The sequence below is a fragment of the Pedobacter sp. A2324 genome (genome assembly GCF_059693705.1).
The window spans coordinates 510,974-528,914 of record NZ_JCASSK010000003.1; the positions used below are offsets into that span (position 1 = coordinate 510,974).

The 17,941-nt window shown below is 39.5% G+C and carries 15 protein-coding genes; 7 read left to right on the forward strand and 8 right to left on the reverse strand.

The window, feature by feature from the left end; genetic code table 11:
• Position 1: 1 nt before the first annotated feature.
• From AC570I_RS11480 to htpG, 5 genes are all read left to right on the forward strand, one after another.
• A complete protein-coding gene (locus AC570I_RS11480; protein WP_497405537.1) occupies positions 2–3,112 on the forward strand; it encodes an efflux RND transporter permease subunit in 3,111 nt (1,036 codons plus the stop codon).
• Complete coding sequence (locus AC570I_RS11485) at positions 3,102–4,424, forward strand: TolC family protein (protein ID WP_497405538.1); 1,323 nt, start codon at positions 3,102–3,104, stop codon at positions 4,422–4,424. The genes AC570I_RS11480 and AC570I_RS11485 overlap by 11 nt, the downstream gene beginning before the upstream one ends.
• Positions 4,425–4,440: 16 nt before the next feature.
• On the forward strand, positions 4,441–5,304 hold the full coding sequence (locus AC570I_RS11490) for an N-acetylglucosamine kinase (protein WP_497405539.1): 864 nt from the start codon (positions 4,441–4,443) through the stop codon (positions 5,302–5,304).
• A gap of 108 nt (positions 5,305–5,412) precedes the next feature.
• Positions 5,413–5,802 carry a response regulator gene (locus AC570I_RS11495; RefSeq protein ID WP_047798845.1) on the forward strand — a complete coding sequence of 130 codons (390 nt, stop codon included), beginning with the start codon at positions 5,413–5,415 and terminating at the stop codon, positions 5,800–5,802.
• A gap of 157 nt (positions 5,803–5,959) precedes the next feature.
• Positions 5,960–7,846: a molecular chaperone HtpG gene (htpG, locus tag AC570I_RS11500; protein ID WP_497405540.1), complete on the forward strand. Its 1,887-nt coding sequence runs from the start codon at positions 5,960–5,962 to the stop codon at positions 7,844–7,846.
• Positions 7,847–8,151: 305 nt separating this feature from the next.
• On the opposite strand, the gene AC570I_RS11505 is transcribed toward htpG, so the two are convergent.
• Both AC570I_RS11505 and AC570I_RS11510 read right to left on the reverse strand, forming a co-directional pair.
• Entirely contained in the window at positions 8,152–8,634 is a 483-nt protein-coding gene (locus AC570I_RS11505; protein ID WP_047799076.1) for a type I restriction enzyme HsdR N-terminal domain-containing protein, read from the reverse strand.
• A 33-nt stretch (positions 8,635–8,667) separates the two neighbouring features.
• Positions 8,668–9,039 (reverse strand): hypothetical protein, encoded by a 372-nt coding sequence (locus AC570I_RS11510; RefSeq protein ID WP_497405541.1) that lies wholly within the window; start codon positions 9,037–9,039, stop codon positions 8,668–8,670.
• A gap of 354 nt (positions 9,040–9,393) precedes the next feature.
• On the opposite strand from AC570I_RS11510, the gene AC570I_RS11515 reads away from it, so the two are divergent.
• The gene (locus AC570I_RS11515) at positions 9,394–10,137 is read left to right on the forward strand and encodes a LytR/AlgR family response regulator transcription factor (RefSeq protein ID WP_047798847.1); all 744 of its coding nucleotides are present in this window, start codon (positions 9,394–9,396) and stop codon (positions 10,135–10,137) included.
• Between the two features lie 5 nt (positions 10,138–10,142).
• Here AC570I_RS11515 and AC570I_RS11520 read toward each other — a convergent pair whose 3' ends face one another.
• From AC570I_RS11520 to AC570I_RS11530, 3 genes are read right to left on the reverse strand one after another with little or no spacing between them, the layout of a single operon-like run.
• The gene (locus AC570I_RS11520; RefSeq protein ID WP_156166706.1) at positions 10,143–10,283 is read right to left on the reverse strand and encodes a hypothetical protein; all 141 of its coding nucleotides are present in this window, start codon (positions 10,281–10,283) and stop codon (positions 10,143–10,145) included.
• Positions 10,284–10,322: 39 nt separating this feature from the next.
• Positions 10,323–10,463 carry a hypothetical protein gene (locus AC570I_RS11525; RefSeq protein WP_497405542.1) on the reverse strand — a complete coding sequence of 47 codons (141 nt, stop codon included), beginning with the start codon at positions 10,461–10,463 and terminating at the stop codon, positions 10,323–10,325.
• A gap of 38 nt (positions 10,464–10,501) precedes the next feature.
• A complete protein-coding gene (locus tag AC570I_RS11530) occupies positions 10,502–10,654 on the reverse strand; it encodes a hypothetical protein (RefSeq protein WP_497405543.1) in 153 nt (50 codons plus the stop codon).
• A 366-nt stretch (positions 10,655–11,020) separates the two neighbouring features.
• On the opposite strand from AC570I_RS11530, the gene AC570I_RS11535 reads away from it, so the two are divergent.
• Positions 11,021–11,911 carry a sensor histidine kinase gene (locus tag AC570I_RS11535; protein WP_497405544.1) on the forward strand — a complete coding sequence of 297 codons (891 nt, stop codon included), beginning with the start codon at positions 11,021–11,023 and terminating at the stop codon, positions 11,909–11,911.
• On the opposite strand, the gene AC570I_RS11540 is transcribed toward AC570I_RS11535, so the two are convergent.
• The 3 genes from AC570I_RS11540 to AC570I_RS11550 all read right to left on the reverse strand — a co-directional run bounded on the left by AC570I_RS11540 (position 11,908) and on the right by AC570I_RS11550 (position 17,880).
• Positions 11,908–14,700: a lantibiotic dehydratase gene (locus tag AC570I_RS11540; protein ID WP_497405545.1), complete on the reverse strand. Its 2,793-nt coding sequence runs from the start codon at positions 14,698–14,700 to the stop codon at positions 11,908–11,910. The two genes, AC570I_RS11535 and AC570I_RS11540, sit on opposite strands and share 4 nt — an antisense overlap.
• 168 nt (positions 14,701–14,868) lie before the next feature.
• Entirely contained in the window at positions 14,869–16,869 is a 2,001-nt protein-coding gene (locus AC570I_RS11545; RefSeq protein WP_497405546.1) for an OmpA family protein, read from the reverse strand.
• 9 nt (positions 16,870–16,878) lie between these two features.
• Positions 16,879–17,880, reverse strand: coding sequence for a PorP/SprF family type IX secretion system membrane protein (locus AC570I_RS11550; protein ID WP_047799077.1), 1,002 nt, complete (start codon positions 17,878–17,880; stop codon positions 16,879–16,881).
• Between the last annotated feature and the right edge of the window lie 61 nt (positions 17,881–17,941).

The following is a 17,941-nucleotide window of genomic DNA, read 5'->3' on the forward strand; positions in this document are numbered from 1 at the left end:
GATGAGTATTTCCACCACCAGTATTAAAAGACCGGTTCTAGCGATTGTAATGAACCTGCTGATTGTCCTTTTCGGGATTATCGGTTATACCTTTCTTGGTGTTCGCGAATATCCGTCTATCGATCCGACAGTAGTTTCCGTAAGAACATCCTATCCGGGTGCAAATGCCGACATTATCGAATCGCAGATTACCGAACCACTGGAAAAATCAATCAATTCTATTGATGGAATCCGGAATATATCCTCATCCAGTAATCAGGGTACCAGCAACATTACAATCGAATTTAATCTGGATAAAAATATTGAGGAGGCTGCGAACGACGTAAGAGATAAAGTTTCGCAGGCCGCCAGAACACTTCCAAAAGACATTGATGGCTTGCCGACAGTAAGTAAAGCGGATGCAAACTCCGACCCTATCGTTTCCATGACCATCCAAAGCGATAAAAGAAATACCCTTGAGCTGAGTGATTTTGCTGAAAATGTGATCGCCGACCGGATCCAGACTATCCCCGGGGTGAGTAGTGTACAGATTCAGGGCCAGCGAAAATATTCGATGCGGATCTGGATGGACCCCAATAAGCTAAGTGCTTACGGTTTAACTTCACAGGATATTGTTACCGCACTGGATAATGAAAACGTTGAACTTCCATCTGGTAAAATCACTGGCCAAACTACTGAGCTAACGGTTAAAACCCTCGGAAAACTAACCAATGAGGATGAATTTAACAATCTGATTCTCAAATCCGACAGCAACCAGGTGGTACAGCTGAAAGATGTTGGCTATGCAGTTCTGGGATCTGAGAACGAAGAAACAATTTTGAGGGAGTCGGGCCGCCCCATGGTTGCTGTAGCCATTATTCCTCAGCCTGGAGCTAATTACCTCGACATCAGCAAAGAGTTTTACAAACGTTTTGACAAGCTGAAGGCTGATATGCCTAAAGACATTAAACTAAATGTTTCTTTAGATAATACCTTATTTATTAAACGATCGGTTACAGAAGTAGCCGAAACCATTGGTTTATCACTGGTACTGGTAATTCTGATCATTTACCTGTTTTTCAGGGATTGGGCCATTGCATTCCGGCCTTTAATTGATATCCCGGTGTCACTGGTATTTACATTTTTTATCATGTATGCTTTTGGTTTTTCCATTAACGTACTCAGCCTGCTGGCCATCGTACTGGCTACCGGACTGGTAGTAGATGATGGTATCGTGGTTACTGAAAATATATTTAAGAAAGTTGAAGAAGGTATGTCGCCCTTTGAGGCCGCAATTAAAGGTTCAAATGAGATTTTCTTCGCGGTAATTTCCATATCCATTACCTTGGCCGCAGTATTCCTTCCCGTAATTTTCCTTCAGGGATTTGTTGGGCGTTTATTCAGGGAATTTGGGATTGTAATCGGTGCAGCGGTATTAATTTCTGCGTTTGTGTCGCTCACCTTAACCCCTATGCTCAATGCCTATTTAATGAAACCAGGCGGACATAAGCCTTCCAGGTTTTACAACTGGACTGAACCTTATTTCGTAAAACTGAACGATGCTTACGAATCCAACCTCAATAAGTTTTTAGACAAAAGATGGCTTTCCATTCCCATCATTGTGATTTGTGTAGGACTGATATTCCTGTTCTGGAAAATATTACCAAAGGAAACCGCTCCTTATGATGACAGGAGTGCCATTAACATTAATGCGACATTGCCAGAGGGTGCTTCTTTCACATCAACGGATCAGTTTATCATGAAACTGAACCAGCTGGTGATAGATTCCGTTCCTGAGAAAAATGTGAATATCACGATTACCTCCCCTGGTTTTGGTGGCGCAGGCTCTACCAACTCCGGTTTCGTAAGAATGGGATTAATTAATCCGGAAGACAGGGAACGCACGCAGAAGGATATTGCTGATATGCTTACCAAAGCCACAAAAAAATATACCGAAGGAAAAGTAATCGTAAATCAGCAACCTACAATCTCAGTAGGCAGGCGCGGTGGTTTGCCGATAAGTTATATCATTCAGGCGCAGAACTTCGAAAAACTTAGGGAGAAGGTTCCTCTGTTTATGGACGAGGTAGCGAAAAATCCTACCTTCACCGTATCGGATGTAAACCTGAAATTTAACAAACCTGAAATTAACCTGACCATCAACCGGGATAAAGCAAAAAATCTGGGTGTATCGATAGCTGATATTGCGCAGACTTTAAATCTTGGCCTGAGCGGACAGCGGTTTTCGTATTTTTTCATGAACGGAAAACAATATCAGGTAATTGGTCAGTTCGACCGGACCGATAGAAAAGATCCGCTTGATTTGAGTTCTGTGTATGTACGTAATGATAAAGGGGAGCTGATTCAGCTCGACAATCTGGTTACTGCAAAAGAAGAAAGCAGTCCTCCTCAGTTATACCGGAACAACCGTTTCATTGCTGCAACAGTTTCGGCAGGCCTGGCACCAGGAAAAAGTATCGGTGAGGGAATTGATGCCATGGATGCCATTTCTAAAAAAGTATTGGATGAAACTTTCTCAACCGATCTAAGCGGGGAATCAAGGGATTTTAAAGAGAGCTCTTCGAATACAGTGTTTGCATTTGGTTTGGCACTACTATTGGTTTACCTGATTTTATCAGCGCAATTTGAAAGCTTTAAAGATCCGATCATCATCATTTTAACTGTGCCGATGGCTGTAGCCGGTGCCTTTTTATCTTTATGGTTATGTGGTCAAAGCTGGAATATCTTTAGCCAGATTGGTACCATTATGTTAATTGGTCTGGTAACTAAAAACGGAATTTTAATTGTTGAATTTGCCAACCAGCTTAAGGAGAAAGGAATTCCCATCCCTGAAGCCATTAGGGAAGCAGCTGTTTCACGTTTGCGGCCGATATTGATGACCAGTTTGGCGATTGCCATTGGCGCGCTACCCATCGCACTTGCGCTAGGCGCAGCCGCAAAAAGCAGAATGAGTATGGGAACTGTGATTGTGGGTGGAACCATGTTTTCCCTCGTACTAACTTTATTTGTCATTCCTGCCATTTACTCTTACTGGGCAAAACCTTACAAACCTAACAAACAATTGAAAGATGCACACCGCTTTGAACAGGAGGCTTTACACAATGAAGAATAAGATGGGTAAAAGATTAAGCATGTTTCTTTTCATTTTAAGCTTATCCCTTTCGGGTTTTGCTCAGGAGAAACTTAGCCTGCATGACGCAATTAGTATCGCGCTGCAAAATAACTACGATATCAAAATAAGCAAAAATGAAGTTTTGATAGCTAAGAATAATGCTAATATCGGCAATGCCGGGATGTTGCCAACCTTGACCGGAACATATTCAAACGGAGGAAGTATTCAAAATACGCGGCAGTCGCCGGCAACTGGTGCAGAAAGGGTCATTACCGGTGCGAGGAGTACCAATAACGATCTGGGGGCCGATTTAAACTGGACTGTATTTGATGGCTTTAGCATGTTTGCGAATTACGACCGCTTGAAGGAGTTACAAAAGCAGGGTGAGGCTACTTCACGGTTAGCCATATTAACAACGGTTGCCGATGTGGTTACCGCCTACTACGATATTGTAAGGCAACAGCAGCTGTTAATTGCTGCCGATAGTGCAATGGATGTTTCAGTATTGCGCACTAACATTGCTAAAACGAAACTTCAGCTGGGCAGAGGTTCAAAATTAGATGTGTTAACAGCCCAGGTTGATTACAACACCGATACCTCAAACTATCTTCAGGTTAAAAATGCTTTACAGGTTGCAAAAGTCCGTCTGAATCAAATTATGGTGAGAGACATCAGCACCAATTTTGCAGTTGCCAACAGCATAGAAGTAGATAAAGGAATTTTATTCACCAGCCAGGCCGAGCTGGCAGAAAAGCAAAATCCCAATGTGCAGTACGCTTTCATCAATCAGCGCATCGCGGCATTAAATCTAAAATCAATCAGGGGGGCGAGATATCCCGCAATCAGCCTTAATTCGGGTTATAGCCGGTCTAACAGTACCACCCCTACCGGCTTTAACCAGAAATTCGCAGCGAATGGATTTACCTACGGTGTTACCGCCAGCCTGAATCTTTTTAACGGTTTTTTGCAAAGGCAACAGGAAAGAAATGCAAAAATTGAAATAGAAACGGCGGGTTTAAACCTGAATAAAACAAAGCTTGATGTGAATGCACAACTGCTTACAGCCTATCAGAATTACAGTACCTATCTCGATTTAATTAAGCTGGAGCAGCGTAACGTAGATAATGCAAAAGAGAATCTCGACATTACCCTGGCCAAATACAGGCTGGGAAGTATTGCTCCGCTGGAATTGAGAGAGGCACAACGCAATGCCATTGATGCGCAAAACAGGTTCATCGAAATGCAGTACCAGGCAAAAATTGCGGAAACTACATTGAAAGAAATCAGTGGAAATATAGATTTATCCAATTAATCTCTATATTTAGTGCATGATACTTGTTGCAGATAGTGGCTCATCAAAAACCGATTGGATGGGCTATCTTGATGGTGAGACCATTAAGTTCAATACCCCTGGAATAAATCCTTATTTTTTAAATGAGCAAGACATCAGCAAGCTGATTTTGAAAAATGAAACTGTTGTTCAATACGCCGATCAGGTGAAGGAAATTTACTTTTTTGGGGCAGGCTGTTCATCTCCCGATAAACATGAAGTAGTTTCAAACGGACTTTCGGCTGTATTTACCAAATCATTCATCTCGGTAGACCATGACTTACTTGGATCTGTATATGCTACCTGTGGCAGCAGTGAAGGTTTAAATTGCATCCTGGGCACAGGCTCAAACATCTGCTATTTTGATGGAAAGAAGATTCACGACGGGCACCATGGCTTAGGTTATGTGTTGGGAGATGAAGGATCAGGAACTTTCTTTGGTAAGAAGGTATTATTGGCTTATTTATATAATAAAATGCCCGCTTTGCTGGCTGCTGAATTTAAAAAAGCATTCCCTGCAGATAAAGAGCAGATTATTACCAATGTGTACCAGAAGTCTTTCCCTAATATTTACCTTGCCGGCTTCAGCCGCTTTATGGCGAATCATAAGGATCATCCTTTTATCCAGGAAATACTGAGAACGGGTTTCCAGGAATTTGTAGATACCAATGTGAAAGACTATCCTAAATACAAAAATGTTCCTTGTCATTTTGTAGGTTCTATTGCCTACTATTATCAGGATGAACTTATTGCTGTTTTGAAAGAAAACAAGATCGAGCCCGGAAAAATACTTCAGAAGCCCATAGATGAGCTTTTTAACTTCATTCTCGAAAAAGAAGGTATTATTAAGCAAGCCAGCTAGGTACCTGTTTTTGGGGTATAAACTTATTGTTAAAATATTCTTAAGATTTTAAACATAAGCACATACATTTTGTTATAATTTTGGAAGCAGAACAATTGCGCAGAACATATGAAGAGAATATTAGTAGTGGACGATGATATTGAAGTTTTAGAAACTATTCAATTGATACTTGAAATTGGTGGATTTAAAGTTTCCGCACTTAATGACGGTGAAGAAGTATTTAACCGCATTGAAAGCTTTAATCCAGATCTCATTTTACTGGACATTTCCCTGGGCCACATTGACGGACGTGTGTTATGTGAACAATTAAAATCCATTGAAAGTACGTCTAAAATCCCAATTCTGCTGATATCTGGTTTATATGATCAGAAAGATTTTACTACACTGAATTATGGACAGGATGATTTCCTTTCAAAACCTTTCCAAATGGATGTGCTTTTGAAAAAAATAGCAAAAATCCTCTCACTGGAACAAGACCAGAGTCATTTACTGAATTAGTTCATATATATTATCACAAAGCCAGGAAACCAAAGTGTTTACCTGGCTTTTTTATTTACCCTGTTTATGTTTCCCTTCCGCTTTCTGTCATTTTGACAAATAACACTGTTTGGAACAGGCATTGATATGCAAGTGTAGATTAAATAATTATTTACATATGAGCATACAGGAAAAAGGAAATATTTCGATTCACACTGAGAATATTTTCCCGATAATTAAAAAGTTTTTATACTCGGATAACGAGATTTTTCTTCGCGAGCTGGTTTCTAATGCTGTTGATGCTGTACAGAAAATTAAAAGACTTGGGTCATTAGGTCAGTTTAATGGCGAAGTTGGCCAGCCACTCGTAAAGGTTGCGGTTGATAAAGACGCTAAAACCATTACCATCAGCGATAATGGATTGGGTATGACTGCCGAGGAGATCAAAAAATACATCAACCAGGTAGCATTTTCAGGCGCCAGCGAATTTGTTGAAAAGTTTAAAGATGCTAAAGACGCCAACGAAATCATTGGTAAATTCGGTTTAGGCTTTTACTCAGCATTCATGGTTGCAGATCTGGTAGAGATTCAAACACTATCTTTCCAGGAAGGTTCTGAACCTGCCCGTTGGGTTTGTGATGGAAGCACTGAATTTGAAATTACAGAAGGTAACAGAACCACCCGCGGAACTGATATCATCCTACACGTAAACAAAGATTCTGAAGAGTTTCTGGAAGCCTCGAAGCTTCAGGAAATCCTGGATAAGTACGCTAAATTCTTACCTGTGCCTATCCAGTTTGGTACAAAAACCGAATCGGTAGAAGATGGTGAAGATTCAGAAGGAAAAAAACAATATAAAGATGTAGAAGTTGATAACATCATCAATACTACAAACCCGATCTGGACAAAGGCACCTGCAGATTTGTCAGACGAAGATTACTTAACCTTCTACCGGGAATTATATCCGTTCAGCGAAGAGCCGTTGTTCTGGATCCACCTGAATGTAGATTATCCATTCAACCTAACTGGTGTTTTGTATTTCCCTAAGTTGAAAAACGACTTTGAAATGCAGCGCAACAAAATCAAGTTGTATTCACGCCAGGTATTCATTACCGATGAGGTAAAAGACATCGTTCCGGAATTCCTGATGTTACTTCATGGAGTGATTGATTCACCAGATATTCCACTTAACGTATCACGTAGTTTCTTACAGGCTGATAGCAATGTAAAGAAAATCAATAACTACATCACCAAAAAAGTAGCAGACAAGCTTTCTGAACTTTTTAAACAAGACCGTAAATCTTTCGAAGATAAATGGAAAGACATTGGTTTGTTTGTAAAGTATGGTATGATCAGCGAGGAGAAATTCTATGACAAAGCTAAAGACTTCGCTTTGGTTGGAAATACCAAAAGTGAGCTGTTTACTTTAAATGAATACAAAGAGAAAGTAGCACCGTTGCAAACCGACAAGAATGGAACAGTTGTTTACCTATACTCTAATGATGCCTCGAAACAAGATGCCTTCATCCAATCGGCCAATAAAAAGGATTACGATGTACTGGTGCTGGATTCTCCTATCGACAATCACTTCATTAATCAGCTGGAGCAAAAACTAGAGAAAACGACTATTAAGCGTGTAGATTCTAGTGTTGCGGATAAGCTGATTGATAAAGACGAAGTTAATGAACATGTGTTAAGTGAGGACCAGGTAAAAGAAGTAACCACTATTTTCGAAAAAGCCATTACCAAACCAGGTATGCAGGTAGAGGTAGTTGCCTTAAACCCCGACGAATTACCGGTAACAATTACCATGGATGAATTCATGCGCCGGATGAAAGACATGGCTGCTATGGGTGGCGGTATGGGCTTCTATGGTCAGATGCCAGATAGTTATAAAGTTGCGATTAACGGAAACCATAAGCTGGTAAGCAAAATTTTGAAAACTGAAGGCGAGGAACAAAGCAACCTGGCTAAGCAAGCTGTTGATTTAGCTTTATTGGCTCAGGGAATGCTAACAGGTGCAGAGCTAACAGCATTTGTAAGCAGAAGCGTAGAGTTGATTTAAACCAATCTACTTTTAACATAAGAAAGAGAAGCTAGCGCTTCTCTTTTTTTGTTTTACGGCATGAGTACATCAATTTATCACCTTAGACAACGAACACTTAGTTTCATAATATTAATTACTATTCCTTAACTCAGGTAAGCTAAGGTGCCTTAGGTGTTGATAGAAAAGAAAATGTGTAGCGCAGACTCAGAAACCTGAGATGGTGATTAAAACCCAAATGCCGTAAAACAAAAAATCCTGATGGTGATCAGGATTTTAGGGTAAGAATTTTCGGGAACTCTTAGATTAAAATAAATATTTTTCGACTATGCCGGCTTGTGCTCAACTTTGAAGTAATCTTTATGATCTTCAATCATTTTAGCAATTGTTGCTGCTTTAGTATCTGTAAGTTTAAACTCAAACGCTGGTTCCTGGTTCTTTTTAGAACGCACCATTTTATCTGTATAGAAGCGGTAAACTAATCCGTTAGTAAGCAGACCGTACTTAGCTTTAGTTTTGCGAAAATACTTTGATAAACGTGAATCGTGAATATCAAGGTTATCATCGTGGTGTTTACATTCTACCAGAATGGTCGGCTCGCCGTCTTTCATAATGGTATAATCTACTTTTTTGCTTTTCTTAACGCCAAAATCCAAAACAGCTTCAGTCTGAACTTCTGAAGGATCGAAACCTAAAATCTGAATAAAGGGCATTACTAACGCATTTCTGGTTAAGTCTTCGGACTGCACCTGAGGAAGCATCTTCTTAACTCTCGTGGCAAATTGGCCAATTTCATCTTTCAGTTCCATGTTAACTTATTGATTATATTTTTATAGGGATGATTAATTGCTGCAATACTGGTTAAATACAGTATTTACATTAGAAATGATCTGATCTAAACCTCTCTTATCGAAGAAGTTTCTGTTCAACATCGCAACCATATAGTTCAACTTGGTTACATCTGTTGCCTGCATTGCAGACTGAAAATTTCTAATTCCGTCTTTAATTGCCTGTTGTACATAGGTACGTACAATTAAAAACGATTTTTTAAAAGCAAATTCAGTTTCACGCTCACCTCTGTTGGGTGCATAGAAACTAAGTTTGCTGTATTCTTTTTGCATTCTCTGATAGATATCAGCAGAAATTGCCTGATTACCAATGATCCCTTTGTAATAAATATTGTTTAATAAAAACTCGTATTCGTTGTGTCTCATTGCAATGTTTCTTAGGGTATTATTTTAATAATCTTTTTGTGTTTACCAACCCATTATTGTATGGCCTGTTTTTAATTTGCTTATCTACAGGCTACACAAGATTGGGCAGGCAGATGTTGTTTTTAATTGAAGATGTTAATCATTCAATTATTTGTTTTTGGCAAACAGTATAAAGATTAGAAAAAGATTAGGGTACATTTATTTTTTTACATGAACCCGTTAGTTTATTACATGAAACCTGAAGTCCATTACACAAAAACAATAGCCCTATTTTTTTTTTGATACTTTGCTGAAGCCATTCCTTTTTTTATTTAACTTGCATCAATTCACTCCAAACAGACAGAATAAGAAATCATGAATCTAAAATGCGTTGTGATAGACGACGAGCAACATGCAATTGAGGTGCTAACTGACCATATTGCGGAGATGCCAGGTCTTACAATTTTTAAGACATTTACCAGCCCTGTTCAAGCATTGACTGAGATCAGTGTAGACGATGAAATTGATTTATTGTTCATGGATATTGATATGCCTGGAATCAATGGAATTGAACTGGCTAAAAACATCAGGGAAAAGAGTAAGTATCTTATCTTTACAACAGCTCACCCCGACTATGCCCTACAGGCATTCGATGTGCAGTCAGACCAATACCTGCTGAAGCCGATATCATTTGCAAAGTTTGCTCTGGGAATTGACAGAATCCTAAAAAAAGAGGCTAATAATGCTAAGGCTTCGCTTAAAGAAGTAGAACAGGTTTCTGCTCTTTATATCAAAGGCGATCACAAGTATGCTTTCTCCAATATTGCGATTGATGAAATATTATATATCAAAGCTTTACAGAATTACATACAAATTATTACCAAATCGGAGACGCATACCACGTACCTTACCCTGAAAGAAATCGAAAAAGCTTTGGAAAACCACGCCTTTATCCGGGTAAATAAATCGAATATTGTGGCTAAGTCGGCAATAAAGAAGGTTGATGGAAATATTATCCGTTTAGTAAATAACGAAATGATCCAGATTGGCGAAGGCTATAAAGAAGCTTTCTTCGCCTATGTACAGAGTAGTTTATTAAAATCTAACAGAAGTCAGTAAACCAGTTAGATAGCAACAATCCAGCTCGTCATTACAGTATGGCTTTGATCACCTGTGGGATTGGTACTGAAATTATTCTGATTTTTGACGTTTTTAAAAACGAAAACAGTTTTCTTGGCAAGTTTTGATGTATTCTGATTTTTCATGATGAATTTTGTATCGATATTGTGAAAGTGTTATAAGTATTAAATTGCAACAATCCAGCTTGTCATTACGGTATGGCTTTGATCACCTGTAGGATTAGTAGCGAAGTTATCCTGAGCTTTTACGTTCTTAAAAACAAATACAGTTTTCTTGGCAAGTTTTGATGTATTCTGATTTTTCATGATGAATTTGTATTGATATTGTGAAAGTGTTATAAGTATTAAATAGCAACAATCCAGCTTGTCATAACGGTGTGGCTTTGATCACCAGTTGGATTTGTTGAAAAGTTATTTTGAGCCTTAACATTTTTAAAAACAAAAACAGTTTTCTTAGCAAGTTTTGAAGTAGTAGTGGAGTTGTTTTGAGTTGCCATTTTAATTATTATTAAGTTGTATTTATTGTCGTTATTAATTTCTGTAAAGGTGCGCCGTTAAGTTTAGCCTGACCATTTTTTTACACAAACCATATCATTTAAAAGATAAAAACCTCATTTACGTAGATAAAACCCTAAAAAATGACTCTGTTACCCTTAAAAAATTTTCTCAGAAAATATAAAATCCACCTACTAATCTGGAGTTTGTACATCATATATGAAGTATTTATTTTAGGATATGCAACAAAAAGATTTCGGGACCCTGGTGACTATTTAATTATTTATTTAGTCAATATTTCCACTTTCTATCTTTATGCATTTTTCCTAAAAAGAATACTGAACGATCAAAAAATTTCGCTTAGAATAGTGAAGATATTATTGCTGATTATATTTATCATAATAAACTACACTGTTTCAACCTACATTCTCATCATTCTTTTTGAGAAGATCAAACTGATCGAAGAAAACACGTCCGTAGTTTTCGACAAGAATTTCATTATACCATGCATATACCGCTCAATCCTTTTCATTGGCTATTCTACCGGCTACGTCTACATCCTGAAATCTTTTGAAGATAGGAAAAAAGTAGAAGCACTTGAACGTCAAACCCTTGTTACACAAATCGAAAAGCAGACTTTGGAAAATGATTTGGTGCAATCGCAAAATAACTACCTCCGGAGTCAGATTAATCCTCATTTTTTATTCAATACATTAAATTTCATCTATAACGATGCGCGCAAGAAGGCACCCATGGCTGCAGATGCAATTATGAACCTGGCAGAAATGATGCGCTATGCATTAAAAAGACCCGAAGCATCGGAAATGGTTCCGCTAAATGAGGAAATTGAACAAATTGAACACCTGATCAACCTCCATAAGCTCAGAACAGCGAATACAATTAATCTGGAATTGGAAGTGGTTGGTGACTTATTTGGTTTACGCTTCCCCCCGCTTATCCTCCTTACTCTGGTGGAAAATATTTTTAAGCACGGTAATGTTACGCACTCCACACAACCTGCAGTAATTAAAATTGTATACGAAAATAACAACTTAAATATCACAACCATCAATATGGTAAACGATAATAAAGGAAAACAAACTGAAAGTCATCACGTTGGAATAGACAACATTAATAAGCGTTTGGCCAACTTTTATGGCGAAGATTATTTATTCAGATACTACAGGGATCCTTTGAACAGATACATTACAGAAATCGATATCGACGTCATCAATCCACTGGCTAAACTCAACCGTTAACTACTCATAGCCTTTTGCCTTTGTAGGTCTTTGAGCAAAAAGTAGTACATTACCATTTCGTAAACCCGTTGATCTTTATTGAACAGACGGTTAACATGCATGTGCATCAGGTCGCTAAAGAGTTTAAAACGTCTTTGAGATGTACATTCCCCCAATGTCTTAATAAAACTTTGGGCAAAAGCGGTAAATTTTGCCTGCTGCGCATCAGTAAATGCTTGAGGTAATGCGTTCTTAAACAACTGATACTGGCTGTTTAGCTTTTTGAAATCAGACGCATCAAGCTCATGTTCCTCATTGAATACGTCAGATATGAGTTTTGCCAGACTGATAAAATCTTTCCCGTCGAAATCTACCGTCGCTTTAATCATCGCGATCAGGTTCAGGCAGTACCAGTATTTGTCAAATGGTTCGGATATTGTTTCAAATAACGACAGCACATATTCACTATCAATATTGAAATGATCTTCAACCGCCACAATCAACTCAGCACCATAACGAGCAAGCTCTCTCTTATAGGTTTTGATCTGGACATCAGAAATCAGTCCGCAACTTAGGTATAAGTCAAGACCGCCCACAAAAGCGGAAGTAAGCAGCTGCCCATCTTGCCGATTATTTAACAATATTCTAAAGCGGATGTGGTTTCCCCCCTCATTATACCGGATAAAGAACCAGCTTTTGATGTGATTAGCATATTGGTCGACGAAAGGTGCAATAGTGTCCGCCAGGATCTGATCAGTACGTTGCTGATGGCAGAAAATTTCAAAATACAGCCACTCCTCTCCGGGTGGAAAGCTTTCTATCACCTCTAAAAAAGAATCCGGCTGACTTATTCCATGATAAATTTTCTCCTTATGGTAAAGACCCAGAACGAACTGGGCGAGATAGGGCTTCCCATACTCATCCATCACCGCATTGGCATCGGGTAGCACCACTTCTTCAATGTAAAGGCTTTCTTGTTTCTGTATGTATAGCAAAAAGGCGCTTAAATCTTCATCACGATCCAAATGAAAACACAGGGTTTGATCCGACAAGCCTGTTTTAAAATAGGCACTTACATTCCTGTGTTTCAAATAATCCCTGCACTGTTCAATGGCTATCGGTTGTTTGTCGTGGTAGAAATTTGCCTTGTAAAGCTTCCATTTACGGGGACTCAACACCACGTTCTGATACTGGAGTCGCGGATAGTCATCCATTCCTGGAAATAAGCCATCCAGCGGAAGTGAAAGACTCGTTTGGGCATGATGGTGTTGTAAGTCGCACAGCATACGGAATACGGATAAATCAGACCTCGTATAATTATAGGCTGATGCCATTTTAGGCACAATCCGCTTATTCAAACTTTTAGAGCGCAGAACAATTTCGGAGTTGATGATGGAAATCTGAATGTCATTGAGTGAAAGTGGCTCTCCGGAGGTATCAAAATTTAAAATGGAAAGCTGGTGCTGATAAACCAGCTTCCTCCGGTTGATATTATCTACTGACGCCTCAACCATATAGGCAACATCAAAAAACAACACATCCGGATTTGCCTCCTGCTCAATAGCAGCAATTTGTTTACAATAGGTTTCCACGGCACCACTGGCCATAGTAAAACGTCCACTTAGTGCATTTGCCGTCGGCCCGCCAATCTGATCTGCAAAGATTAAACCATCTGCAATCCGTAAAAGCATACTGATAGAGTTTGGCAGCGGATTCCTTTTTCCCAGGGGCGGAATGGAAAGCTTATTCAGGAAAATCGTTTCTCCATCTTTAAACTGTTGTGAAGAAAGCTTTTGCGATATTAAAGCCTTCACATCCCGGCCATCCGGTTTTTTCTGCTTGCGGATGCCAAGCTGCGTAATTAAATCATCACCATTCCCGGCGTGCTCCAGTTCATCATAACCCACTCCTAATTCGGGGTCAAGGGCATGCATAAGGGGAACTTCCTTACCTTCAAATTTCTTGATAAATTTCTTTATAAATAACGCTAAGGCTTCCCGTTCACCTGCAGGAAGAATACCCTGCATAAAAGCTATGGCATCTGGTATGCTTTGTAAATCCTGTTGTGAGAGACTGCCCCAGGCATTTCTTTCTGAAATGATATAGGTGGGCGAATCAACCTCCGTTTTTAAACCTATCCGGGTGAAATAATCTTCCCCTATAATATTTGCATCATAATTGGTAAAAATCAGCTGTAAATCGTGCATGTCGCGTAGCAGGTCGTGAAGGGCCAAGGTTCCCGGTTCATCAAGACCCAGTTTCTCTGGCAGGTCATTTACCCGAAGGGGCACCAGGCAGGCATGCAGTATTTGAAGTACCAGGCCATCCTGTTCAATCTCGGCCAGCTCAAATAAACCATTGCTACAGGCAATGTACCGGATGGTATCGGGCAACAGATAAAAGCTGCTGTTACTGAATAATAAACAGTTATTGGCAATTAACTGACTAAAATCAAAATTGATATTATTTTTTAACGGCCAATCCATCAGGGATGTTGAATGCTGCTCACGATTGATCGTAACAGGCGTTACATCAGCAGAAAACGCGTGGTTTAATATACTGAAACTGGCAAAGGTTCCGTACGGTGTAGATCGAAATTTAGCACGGTTAAAATACTTCCAGATTGTAAAGTAAACCTTTGACGGTAACGCTGAAAGTTCACTGGCACTTACATCCTTAATGGTTTCATAAAAATCCGATGATGATATGGCAATAGCCGCTTTTAATTCCTCCCAACAATCTGTTAATTCGGTTAAATAAGAAAACCTTGGGGTCCTGAATAATACTGTGGGGTGGATATTAACTTTCATTTGCAGGTTGTGAACAGGTGAAAATTACAAAGATTATTTTGAAAATATAATAAACAAAATTCAGGCAGTGCCCTTACCGCCGTCATTATGAATAATCCCCGGCTGCTACAAACCAAAAAGAGGCTGCTTTTTAAGGCAACCTCTTGATTATAAATGATTAGATATGTTCTATTTTTTGGTAACCTTAAACTCAGTCCTTCTGTTTTTTGCCCTTCCTGCTGGATTGTCTTTCTTCTTCCTGCCGTAGCCAATTGTATTTGGAGCGATAGGCATAGATTCACCATATCCCTTAGAAGTCATTCTGTTGGCAGCAATACCTTTACTGATCAGATAATCTACACAAGATTGTGCCCTGCGGTTGGAAAGGTCAAGGTTATACTCATCGGTACCAATATTATCCGTATGTGCACTTAACTCAATTTCCATTTCAGGATTATCCTCCATAATCGGAATCAGGAAGTCGAGTACCAGTTTCGATGGTTCGGTCAAATCAGCACTGTCAAACTCATAGTACACATTATCGAGTGTAATCGGAATGCCCAGCTTAAAAGGACTTAAACAGTAATCCTTATAGATCAGTGTATCGGCTTTTGCCAATTCCTCATAAGGATAGGTTTTCGTAATGGTAAAATAATTATCTTTTGAAAAAGCCAGTTTAACCGGGCGTTTTGAATCTACCTGAAAAGTATACACCCCATCAGTACCGGTGGTCATTTTTTGTTCGCTCTCTACGTTGGTTAGCGTAACCGACGCATCTGCAAGTGGTTTTTTAGTTTTACAGTCCGTTAAAATACCCTTAACTGTTAGGAATTCTTTTCTGATTTCGAAAACTTCTAAACAGCATGACGATTCCCTGTCTGAGCTAATGAATCCTCTTGTCCCATTATTATCTGTCGCTGTGAAATAAACATCATCTTTTGAGGAGTTAAAAGGATAGCCAAGGTTTTTAGGTTTGGCCCAGGTAATCAGGTCGCCCTCAGCTTCAAAGAAATCAAGACCGCCGAGCCCCACCCTGCCATCTGTACTAAAAAGGAGTTTTTTAGTTCTAACATTATAATATGGAGCGCGTTCGTCGTCTTCCGTATTGATGTCGGCACCCAGGTTAACCGGTTGCCCTAAAGTTCCGTCTTCGCGGATGGTGCAGAACCAGATATCATATCTCCCAAAGCCCCCGGAACGGTCAGAAGAAAAAAGCAAATACTTACCGTCACCAGTTACAAAAGGCTGTGTTGAATTGAAATCCCTGCTGTTTACTTCTAGTCCGAGTGGTAAGGGATCGCTCCATTTTTCACCGGTTTTCCTGGCACTGTAAATGGAGTAGTTCCCTTTGTCTATCCAACCGGTAAAGTATAAGGTATTGCCATCAGGCGAAAAGCTTGGTGCCGCAACTTCTAAATTTTTTGGAAAAGTAATATCTACTGATTTAACTGAAACATCAGCTGCGGTTAAATCTCCGCTTGCTTTATACAGGTTATTAATAAATGGGTTGTTTTTTGTTGACACCTGCACTTCGCCTGCATCCGTTTTAACAATATCCTTTTTGCTTCCCACCGCAACCGGACGTGAGGAGGTAAAATAGAAGTCGCCATTGATTTTTACCGGGGCATAGTTGGAACCTAAACCATTGATATGACCTGGCATTTTCTTAATCTGAACCATCCTTGGGAAACGCATTTCTTCAATGGCAAATTTGCATGACTCAATTTCTTTCTGCGCATCTTTGGTTAACGGATCACCTGCATTTTTTTGTATAAACTGTGAGAATGCGGTAATGGCCTGCGTAAACTTTCTGTTGGCCCTTAGCGATTCTGCATAATAGAAAAGTGCTTTTCTAAAGCGCGTATTGCTGAAAGTGATGGCCACGCCATAGTATTTCTCAGCCTCATTAAACTCCCTGTAAAGTCTGCTCGACTCGGCCAGGTTGTAAATAGAGCCTTCATAATCTTCGATCACCCGCTCGTCAGTCGCTGTTTTTCTTTCCTTTCCATAAGGCAAAACCGCCTGAGCACTATCGCCGGTAATCTTTAATGCCTTTTTATAGAAAGTAGATGCTGCATAGTAATCTCCGTTCTCGAAGTAAGTATCGGCAACTCTTTTATAATTGACCACATATTGGGCATGTGCAAAACCGCAAAAAGCTATTAATAAAATGAGTAATGTTTTTTTCATTTTCTTAAATTATAAACGTGGACAAAAGAAGTTTGGACCGATAATACCATTACGTCCGATCAGTGAAATGGATAATTCTAAACCACCATTGCTATTGGAAGCGCGATTAAATGACGATGTATTTACATCATAACTTAAACCAAATACCATGTTTTTTAATTGTAACCCCACAAAAGCAATTGCGGCATCTTTTAAACGATAGTTACCACCGAAAAGAATGTTTGCGCTTGGGTTGACATTCAACTGGGCATATGCACCAAGAGAGGTTTCGCTGGTATTTCCCTGCGACATATACAAGGCATTGGGAACAATATCCAATAGTTGGGATGCTTTTATACGTGCACCACCATGTGCAGTAAAACGAACCGGGATACGGGAGTTCGTTCCGGAAAAGCGATCCATCGGGCGGGTTAAATGCGCAGCACTAACACCTGCAAATACGTTCACATTCTGGTTAGGATTTCCATCAAAAAACATTACACCCGCATTCACATCAGGTACAAGTGATGATTGCGAAGAAAGCGTCTCCCCACTCATCATCCCGCCATCATAACCAGAAAGCGGATTAAACTGGTTTCCGAAACGCGCCTGGGAAAAATCAAAACTTCTGTTAATCACTCCTGCCTGTAATCCAAAGTTTACTGTCTGCAAACCCTCTCTACCAAAACGTAAACGGTACGACCCGGAAACGAGAGCGGTGAGGTAGTTAAAATCTAACTCACCTGCTCTTTGGTTTAATACGGTTGCACCGAAAGCGAAATTCTTTTTGGGGGCAAGATCAAAAGATGCTCCCCCGGTTAAAAACGAACTGTTAAGTGAACTCCATTGTTGTTTGAAGTTTACCGAACCACGGTAATCACCATCAATAACGCCTGTTAATGCCGGGTTTAACCAAAGCGGATAGGCATAATACTGTGAAAAGTGGGGATCCGTTTGTGCAAAGGATTTAGTTGTACACAACGCTAATCCAACTATTGCCACATATATTTTAAAAGCCGATAGTAGTTTCATGGTATTTATTTTTAACTGTTTATTATTTAATCCGCTTCTGACGCGCAAAGTGCACTCAATG